This is a genomic window from Streptomyces sp. NPDC047981, assembly GCF_040653315.1.
Taxonomy (GTDB): domain Bacteria; phylum Actinomycetota; class Actinomycetes; order Streptomycetales; family Streptomycetaceae; genus Streptomyces.
Map to the genome: position 1 here is coordinate 1 of NZ_JBEZNQ010000150.1, position 8,036 is coordinate 8,036.

Consider the following 8,036-nt stretch of genomic DNA (forward strand, 5'->3'; position numbering starts at 1 on the left):
GCCACCCCCGCAACTACCTGGCCTTCCTCGGCCTCGCCGCAGCCATCTGCTGCTACAAGCGACTCGTCCGCCTCACCACATAGGACACGGTCTAAGGCACTCCCGCCGCGGTGTGACCAACCAGTGCGCCGGTCCCATATTCCGGACGGTGACCGCTTCGTGCGATCTCCTCAACGTCACCGTGGAGGACCTGCCCGGCTAAGCCCGCCAGTCGCGCCCCGGAAAACGCTCCTCCCGCCCGGTGGAACACTGAACATCAACCTGCGCCCCTACGGGGCAGGACTCCGCTTGAGAGGTCATCTCATTTGGTGAGTCTGCGGTAGCAGATGAGGGTGCAGGCGATGCTGGTGAAGGCGAGGAAGCGTTCAGCCTTGCGTTCGTAGCGTCGGTGGAGGCGGCGGCAGCCGGCGAGCCAGGCCATGGTGCGTTCCACGGTCCAGCGGTGGCGGCCCAGCCGCTGCGGGGACTCGACTCCCTTGCGGGCGATGCGGTGGGTGATGCCACGCTCGCGTAACCATCGCCGCAGGTGGGCGTAGTCGTAGCCCTTGTCGGCGTGGAGTTTGCCGGGCTTGCGCCGTCGTCGGCCACTGCGCGAGCGGATCGGGGGGATGCCCTTCACGAGCGGTATCAGGGCCTGGCTGTTATGCAGGTTGGCCCCGGAGATGCCGACGGATATGGGCAGACCCGACCGTTCCGTGATCAGGTGGATCTTCGAGCCGTACTTGCCGCGGTCGACAGGATTCGGACCTGTCAGGTCCCCTTTTTCAGGGCCGGGCACGGTGCAGAACTGCCGGGCGCTGCGCCGTGTGGTCCGCAGGATCTGCTGCGTTGCCTGGCTGTTGAGGCGGACGTCGAGGGCGCCGGGCATTGTGCTGTCGGCGCGCAGGCCCGTCGGCAGCCGGGAGAGATCGAGTCCGTTGTGCTGGGCGATGAGCGTGCCGAGCTCATGGCGACTCTAATCATCCTGGACCCGTACGGGTGGGAATGGCGGTTCGCATGGCGAGTGGTGAGGCGGTTTGCCTAGGCTGCCTCGGCATGAAGGGGCGGCCATCGGGGCCCGCCTCGCGTTGATTGGTGCGGGAGAACAACCGGTGAACCGCAAGAGCGAGTACGGCAAGTTGGTGCGGGACTCGATTCCGCAGATCATTCGAGAGGGCGGGGCTGAGCCGGTCACCTACGTCGCGGGCCCGGAGGAGTACCGCAACCGCCTGCGGGACAAGCTCGGCGAGGAGGTCGCCGAGTTTTTGGAGGCCGACGACGCAAGTGCACCAGAGGAGCTCGCGGACGTGCTGGAGGTCGTGCACGCGCTCGCCGCGGACCTGGGGGTCGACGCGGGACAGCTGGAGAAGATCCGCGAGGTCAAGGCGAGTGAACGCGGCGGCTTCGCGGACCGGATCGTCTGGACCGGCAACCGCTGACCGCGGCTGCTTCGGCCGCTCTTCGATGAATCGCTTTGTGCGCAACGTCGTACGCCACTGAGTACCTTCTTGGTACGCGGCTTCGTGAGCAAAGGCCGCAGGGCGGCTGGGGACGTTTGCTGGTGCGTGCTACGCCGTCGGTTTGGTCAGGACGGCATGGCAGACACCGGGCAGCTGTAGCACCGGGGTTCCCTGGGTTGGCTGGAGCCCGGCCTGGCGAGCGAGAGCGGTGATCTCGCCCGGCGTGATGCCGCGCTGGAAGGTCCCCTTGGCCTGGCTGGACCAGAATCCGTCGTGATGGACGCTCCAGCCGCCGTCTGCGGCGGCCTTGGTGATCTCCTCCGGCGAGCGGGTGACCACCACGACGTGCCCGCCGGGGCGGGCGAAGGATGCCGCGTCCTTGAGGGCCTGGATCCGCTGCCATGGGTCGGGCAGCACGTTGAGGACAAACATCGAGGTGACCAGGTCGAACCCCGTCCGCTCGGGGCGGGGCCAGCCGAAGCCGCCGTGCGGGTCGAAGCCTTCGGCCTCCAGACCCGCCGAGCGGTAGTGGGCGACGTCGGCGCCCCGGCCGCAGCCGTGGTCCAGGACGCTTCGGACGCCTAGCGGACCGGTCAGGTGCTCGGTCACCGCCCGGGAGGCCGGGGAGGGCGCCTGGCGGTTCATCGCGGTCTTGTGGGGCTGATACTCCCGCCTGGCTGGGGCGGCAGCGGGCCCGGCGCCGGTCAGCTCGCTCAGTGCGAAGAGGACGTCCTCTGGCTCGGACGCCTGCAGGGTCAGAGGCAGGTCGATCAGGAGCGCGGAGTGGTCGGTGAACGCCGCCGGACCGCTTCGCACCGAGGCGTCCGCGATGACGGTGGCCGTCGGACTTAGATGGTCGCTGAGCAGGGCGAGATCGCAGCGGAAGCGGCTGGGCTTGCCATTAAAGATCCGCTCGAAGGTGAAGACGGGCGCCTCGCCGGCGGTGGTGTCGATCAGGCCCGCGGCCCGCGTCAACTGGTGCAGAGCCTGTCGTTCGGCCTCGGTGGTGAAGGTGCTGGTCTCCTCTCCGAACAGGCCGTCCGTAGGGCGGGGGGCGAGGTTGAAATCGCCGCAGACCAGCAGCGGGCGCCCCTGCTCAATGCTCGCCATCACGGCGAGCTCGGCCAGTTGGGCGGCCCGGGAGGCACCGGCATAGGCGTCGAGATGCACCTGGAGGACGACAAGCCACTCCAACTCGACCCGCTGCACCCATGGGGCCGGTGAGGACAGGGCAGCTGGCGGGGCGAGATCCTCGCTGACCCAGGCGGCCATGTGCCCGTCCCCGCCGGCGAAGGCGAAGCCTCCTAGAGTCGGCGGCGTCCGGTCGGCGGGCTTGAACGGCTCCTGCGCGAGCACGATCTTCACGCCGTGCTCGCGCAGCCAGGCGGCGAGGTTCGCGCGGGCGCCGGAGGCACCGAGACGCTTGTTGAGGTTGACCGAGGCCAGCAGCACGAGGGTCCTCCAGAGCGGGGATTACAGGGGCAGGGGCCTGCCGGAGGCGGCCTCGTCACGGAAGGCGTCCCACAGGACGTTCAACGGGTGGGAGGCGCCATACGTCTCGCGTTCTCCCTTGCGGGCGAAGACGCCGGAGACCAGCTGGAGCATGGGGGCGAAGTCGTCGGCGAAGTCGATGAGCCGGAAGTCCTCACCTGTGGGCAGCCGCCCGTCGACGGCGGCCTCGCCGATGGAGCGGGCACACAGCATGCACCCGTAGGTCATGCGGGACCGCAGCAGTGCGAGTCCGTAGTAGATGTCGTCGATCTCGGCGACGATCTGCAGATGCGAGCGGAAGTCGGGCCCATACCACCGTTCGACGAAGTCCGTGATCACTCCGCGCGAGGGGATCACCAGCGGCAGACCCCGCAGCCGGTCGACCCCGACAGCCCTGGCCGCGAGCTCACGCACCGGTAGGTTCGTCAGCAGGGCAAGGCCCTCGCGATGCCATTCGAGGAAGTCGTACTCGGGGGCGACACGCTCGGCGGCGGCGTCGGCCGCGAGCCCGCCGCACAGCAGGTCGACCTGGTTGGAGTCCAGACGCTTCCAGAAGTCGCGGGTCCGCACATGCACGACCTTCAGCTCAACCTCCCGCTCCAGCAGCTGTGGGGCGACCCGCTCCCACACCCGACCCAGGAAGCCCAAGGTGAACTCCGTCGTTCCCACCGTCAACGTCGAGCCGAGCCGGCGACGGGAATCAGCTATCCCCTGCAGCCAGTCTGCGAACGTCGCCCGCGCTCGCTCGACGACCTCCAGCCCGGTCGGGGTGAACAGGAAATCCCGGCCCCGGCCCTGCTTGACCACCAGCAACTCACCGGTCAGGGCCTGGAAGTTGCGGTTGAGGATATCGAGCTGCTTCTGCACGCTGGACTGCTCGCGCCCCAGCACCTTGGCCGCGGCCAGCGCGGTCCCCGCCTCCCGCACCACGATCAGCGTGCGCAACTGGTCCCACGTCAGATCCAGAAGATCCGGGGAACACGAGATCAGATCGGTGCGGAACCCCTCCGGCCCCGGCACCTTCAACGGCCCAGACGGCAACGACGGCACCATGACGCCCCCTTCCCTGACGCGGCCTCACCCAGGCTGCACTGTCCGCGCGGCCAGCAGAACTGAACTTCTCCGCATTTCATCCCGAGAAAACCTATAAATGTCCAACCGGACATATGGATATCGCGGAGTATCCCGGGGAACATTTCAGCAGCCGCCTTCGATCCGAAAGGCGATGACCACAGCGCTGCCCAAACACGGGGGTGAGTCATGCTCTCAGCCGAGTCGATCACCTGGCTGATCAAACAGGAAGCTCTGGAATGGCCGGGCCAACTCCGCAGCGACGGACTACTGTTGACGCTCGGCTCGCCGTTGCAACCGCTGACCGCGCCGAGCACGCAGGTGATCGACCTGGCCGACCAGGCGAGCATCGACGACCTCTACGGCGACCCGGTCACCGACTGGACGAGCTACGAGATGCTGCCCGGCGAGATGCTGCTGGGCTCGGTCGAACAGCCCCTGCGGCTCGGCGCCGGACTGATGGGCATCATCGGCGGGCTGAGCCACCTGGCCCGCGTCGGCCTGGCCGTCCACGTCACCAGCCCGTTCGTGCTGCCCGGCTGGAACGGGCACCTCACCCTGGAGCTGGTCAACACTGGCCCCGCCGTCCTGCGTCTGCACCACGCCATGCCGCTGGGCCGCCTGCTCGTCTTCGCCCTGGACAGCCCCCGCTCCGACGATGCCGCATCCCACCCCTTCTACGGCCGCGAGTCCGACCTGAAGAGCCGATACGCCGACGAGTTCCCCACCAACCCGAGTCAGAGGTGATCGTGATGGACTGCCAGTTCTGCACCGAGTTCACCCCACGCGAGAGCACGACCCGGATCATCACCGAGACCGCCGGCGGCTGGGTGCTGCTGCCGACCATCGGCTCACTCACCCCGGGCTACTGCCTGTTCATGCCCCTTCAGCACCTGGACGCCGCCGCCGACATCACCCCCGCCGACCTGGAGCGGGTCGCCACAGAGACCGAACAGATGCGCACGCTGATCCAGGCCCGCTACGGGCCAGTGATCCTGGCCGAACACGGCCCGCGTGACTGCGAACTTGGCGCCTCCTGCTGCAGCCACTGCCACCTGCACCTGATCCCCGTCCTCAACCCGGACGCAATCACCGCCGCCTACGAGGAGACCGGCGGGCCGGGCCTGCGGCTCACCTCGATGACAGCCCTCCCGGAGGCTGCGGAGGGCTCCTACCTCTACCTCTCCCCGCGGCCCGGCGAGCACTACTACTGGCCCTCGGCCGGCTTCGCCCGGCAGTTCGTACGCCGGGTCTGCGCGAACCAGTTCGGCATCGGCGCCTTCTACGACTGGCGCGACTACCCGTTCACCGAGAACCGTGACCGCACCCTGGCCGAGCTGACCGCCGACCTGCACCTCGCGGATGCCGCCTGAATCGAGAAGGGGAGACGACACGATGGAGATGTCCCTGCCCCGCCCGTTACACGCACTTGCCGCCGCCGAAGTGGAAACGGCGGCCAAGGACCGGCGCTGGCCGAAGTGGCAGACTATGGCTCTGCTGCACTCGCTGAAGCTGCCCGTGCTCAACGCCTGCCTCATCCAACCTGGCGACAGCCCGGCCGCTCTCCGCGCCGCCGCCCACGCTCTGGCCGCTGCCACCGGTACCGAGACGCTGATGATCCGCTCGGACGGCGGGGTGGAGAAGAAGCAGTACTACCGCGGCGGCAATACCTTCCCGCTCGAGGAGATCGGACCGAGGGCCGCCGGGCTGCTGGCCGCCGGGCGGGCGGTGATCCTCGCGGAGCCCACCAACCGCTTCACCAACCGCCTCACCGTTCTGGTCCGCATGGACCGGCCCAGTCCCGGGCGCCCCGGTTCGCTGACCCTGGAGGCCCTCGGGCCTGGCTACGACGTCGCGGACCTGACCCGCAGGCAGATCCCCCCGCAGATCACCGCTCACCTCGACGACGTCGACTTCGCCCACTACCAGCCGCCCCGCTGGCACGAGTGGAAGATCACCGACGACCATTGCCCCGGCGGCGAGGGCGCCCGCCGCACCCGCCGCCTTGAGCGGCTCGCCTCCCAGACCCTCACCGACGGCGGCCACCTTGACGGCGAGGCCGGCCCCGAGCATGCCGAGGCCTGGCTGCGGCAGCGCGGCTACCTGCACCTGTTCAGATCGCAGCCGACACGCGAGGCCCTGGCCAAACACGCCCGCCGGCTGTTCGAGGACGCCTTCTTCCTCGCCCGGTCCCAGCCGAACCGGAACTGGCACTGCCTGGCCACGGCGTTCTCCGTCTTCGAGGAGCCCCGCACTATCTACTGGGACCTGGTCGACGGCGAACGCAAGTACGCCGCGACGGCACCGAACGCCGCGCGACGCGAGGAGCGCGCCGCATGAACACCCCACCGATCTACCTCGATCACCAGGCCACTACCCCGCTCGACGAACGCGTTCTGGGAACAATGCTGCCGTTCTTCACCAGTGAGTACGGCAACCCCTCTAGCCCGCACGCCTGCGGACGCACCGCCGCGCGGGCGATCCGCACCGCCCGCCGCGAGGTCACCGACCTGGTCGGCGCCAAGAGTGAGCTGGAGATCGTCTTCACCTCCGGCGCCACCGAGGCCAACCATCTCGCGATCCTTGGCGCGGCCTTGGCCATCCGCCTGCACGGCGGGCACATCGTCACCACCGCGATCGAGCACAAGGCCGTCCTCGCCGCCTGCCAGCGGCTCGTCGACCATCACGGCTACACCCTCACCCGTGTCGGTGTCGACGGGTACGGCCGGGTCCACCCCGCCGACATCGCCGCCGTCCTCACCCCGAACACCGTCCTCGTGTCCGTGATGCACGCCAACAACGAGATCGGCACCCTACAACGGCTCGCGTCCATCGCCGAGATCACCGCCCCGCGCGGCATCGTCCTGCACACCGACGCCGCTCAGAGCGCCGGCAGCGGACTCCTCGACGTTGCCGAACTCGGCGTCGACCTTGCCTCCCTGTCCGCCCACAAGCTCTACGGCCCCAAGGGTGTCGGCGCCCTCTACATCCGCGGCGGCACCCGCATCACCGCCCAGCAGACCGGCGGCGGACAAGAACACGGACTGCGAGCCGGTACCCCCAACGTCCCAGCCATCGTCGGCTTCGGCGCCGCCGCCCACCTCATCACCACCGACGCCGTCCCGCCCCCGACCCGCATCCGAGCCCTGCGCGACCGGCTCCAGGACCGCCTCTTAACCACGATCCCGGGCACCATCATCAACGGTCACCCGCAAATGCGACTGCCTGGGAACCTCAGCCTCACCCTCCCCGGCATCGAGGCCACAGACCTCCTCGACCGCCTCCCTGGCATCGCCGCCTCCACCGGCTCGGCCTGCAACACGGGAAACGGCGACCCTTCACACGTACTCACAGCGATCGGCCTCACCCGCGACCAGGCCCGCGCGACCCTCCGGCTCAGCATCGGCCGCACCACCACCCACACCGACATCGACCAAGCCGCCGACATAATCACCCGCACCGCGAACACTCTGACGCAGGCGCCCGCCAACCCAACCTGACCGCCATCCGAGCGGGCTCGCGCCAGGCTGAACCAGATGGCCGCCCGTAAGACCCGCCCGCCCAAGCAGACGTCCCTGCCGCTCGCGCAGCTGCGCGCGGGGTGGAAGGCGAGCGCGATCCTCACTTCTGGGGTGCACGTTGAGGGAGACATCCGCGTCCTTGTCGTTGGCGTGCGTCTCTCGGCGCTGAGGCGTCCATGCCGAGGCTCCCGAGTCCCAGGCTTCGGCGAGCGGGGCCATGTGGGTCGATGTCGAGCTTGGCCGCATCGGTCACCTCCTGGCCGTCGTAATACGACACTCACTTCCCGCTGGCGACAGCATGGTGTCCGGAACTGACAGAAAGTGCAGAGGGCGGAGCGGCCGCTAGAACCGGCGAGGCATTCCCCCATGCGTCCATGAGCTCGTGGGCCCCAGAACAAGGTTCCAGGGGCCCACGGCAAGTGGGACCTGTCCCCGAGTGGTGGACACCTCTGAGCCCGGTCCCGGTAGGGGCCGGGTAGGAGGCATCTTTTATGGTGATGAAGGTCTACTCGCC

General features: G+C 68.8%; 7 protein-coding genes and 2 pseudogenes. 5 read left to right on the forward strand and 4 right to left on the reverse strand.

Annotated elements, in window-relative coordinates:
• Positions 1-301 precede the first annotated feature (301 nt).
• A pseudogene (locus AB0E14_RS38615) lies at positions 302-763 on the reverse strand (IS5 family transposase); the annotation flags it as partial.
• A gap of 328 nt (positions 764-1,091) precedes the next feature.
• Here AB0E14_RS38615 and AB0E14_RS38620 point away from each other — a divergent pair.
• Entirely contained in the window at positions 1,092-1,418 is a 327-nt protein-coding gene (locus AB0E14_RS38620) for a nucleoside triphosphate pyrophosphohydrolase (RefSeq protein WP_362429892.1), read from the forward strand.
• Positions 1,419-1,547: 129 nt separating this feature from the next.
• On the opposite strand, the gene AB0E14_RS38625 is transcribed toward AB0E14_RS38620, so the two are convergent.
• The gene (locus AB0E14_RS38625) at positions 1,548-2,891 is read right to left on the reverse strand and encodes a methyltransferase domain-containing protein (RefSeq protein WP_362429895.1); all 1,344 of its coding nucleotides are present in this window, start codon (positions 2,889-2,891) and stop codon (positions 1,548-1,550) included.
• 21 nt (positions 2,892-2,912) lie between these two features.
• Complete coding sequence (locus AB0E14_RS38630; RefSeq protein WP_362429899.1) at positions 2,913-3,983, reverse strand: LysR family transcriptional regulator; 1,071 nt, start codon at positions 3,981-3,983, stop codon at positions 2,913-2,915.
• 207 nt (positions 3,984-4,190) lie between these two features.
• Between AB0E14_RS38630 and AB0E14_RS38635 the strand changes: the two genes are divergently transcribed.
• From AB0E14_RS38635 to AB0E14_RS38650, 4 genes are all read left to right on the forward strand, one after another.
• Entirely contained in the window at positions 4,191-4,748 is a 558-nt protein-coding gene (locus tag AB0E14_RS38635; protein WP_362429902.1) for a hypothetical protein, read from the forward strand.
• A 5-nt stretch (positions 4,749-4,753) separates the two neighbouring features.
• On the forward strand, positions 4,754-5,374 hold the full coding sequence (locus AB0E14_RS38640) for a hypothetical protein (protein WP_362429905.1): 621 nt from the start codon (positions 4,754-4,756) through the stop codon (positions 5,372-5,374).
• A gap of 115 nt (positions 5,375-5,489) precedes the next feature.
• Positions 5,490-6,341, forward strand: coding sequence for a hypothetical protein (locus AB0E14_RS38645; protein ID WP_362429908.1), 852 nt, complete (start codon positions 5,490-5,492; stop codon positions 6,339-6,341).
• Entirely contained in the window at positions 6,338-7,501 is a 1,164-nt protein-coding gene (locus tag AB0E14_RS38650; RefSeq protein ID WP_362429911.1) for a cysteine desulfurase family protein, read from the forward strand. Before AB0E14_RS38645 ends, AB0E14_RS38650 begins: the two co-directional genes overlap by 4 nt.
• Before the next feature lie 141 nt (positions 7,502-7,642).
• On the opposite strand, the pseudogene AB0E14_RS38655 reads toward AB0E14_RS38650, so the two are convergent.
• Positions 7,643-7,799: pseudogene (locus AB0E14_RS38655) on the reverse strand (HNH endonuclease); the annotation flags it as partial.
• Positions 7,800-8,036: the final 237 nt, after the last annotated feature.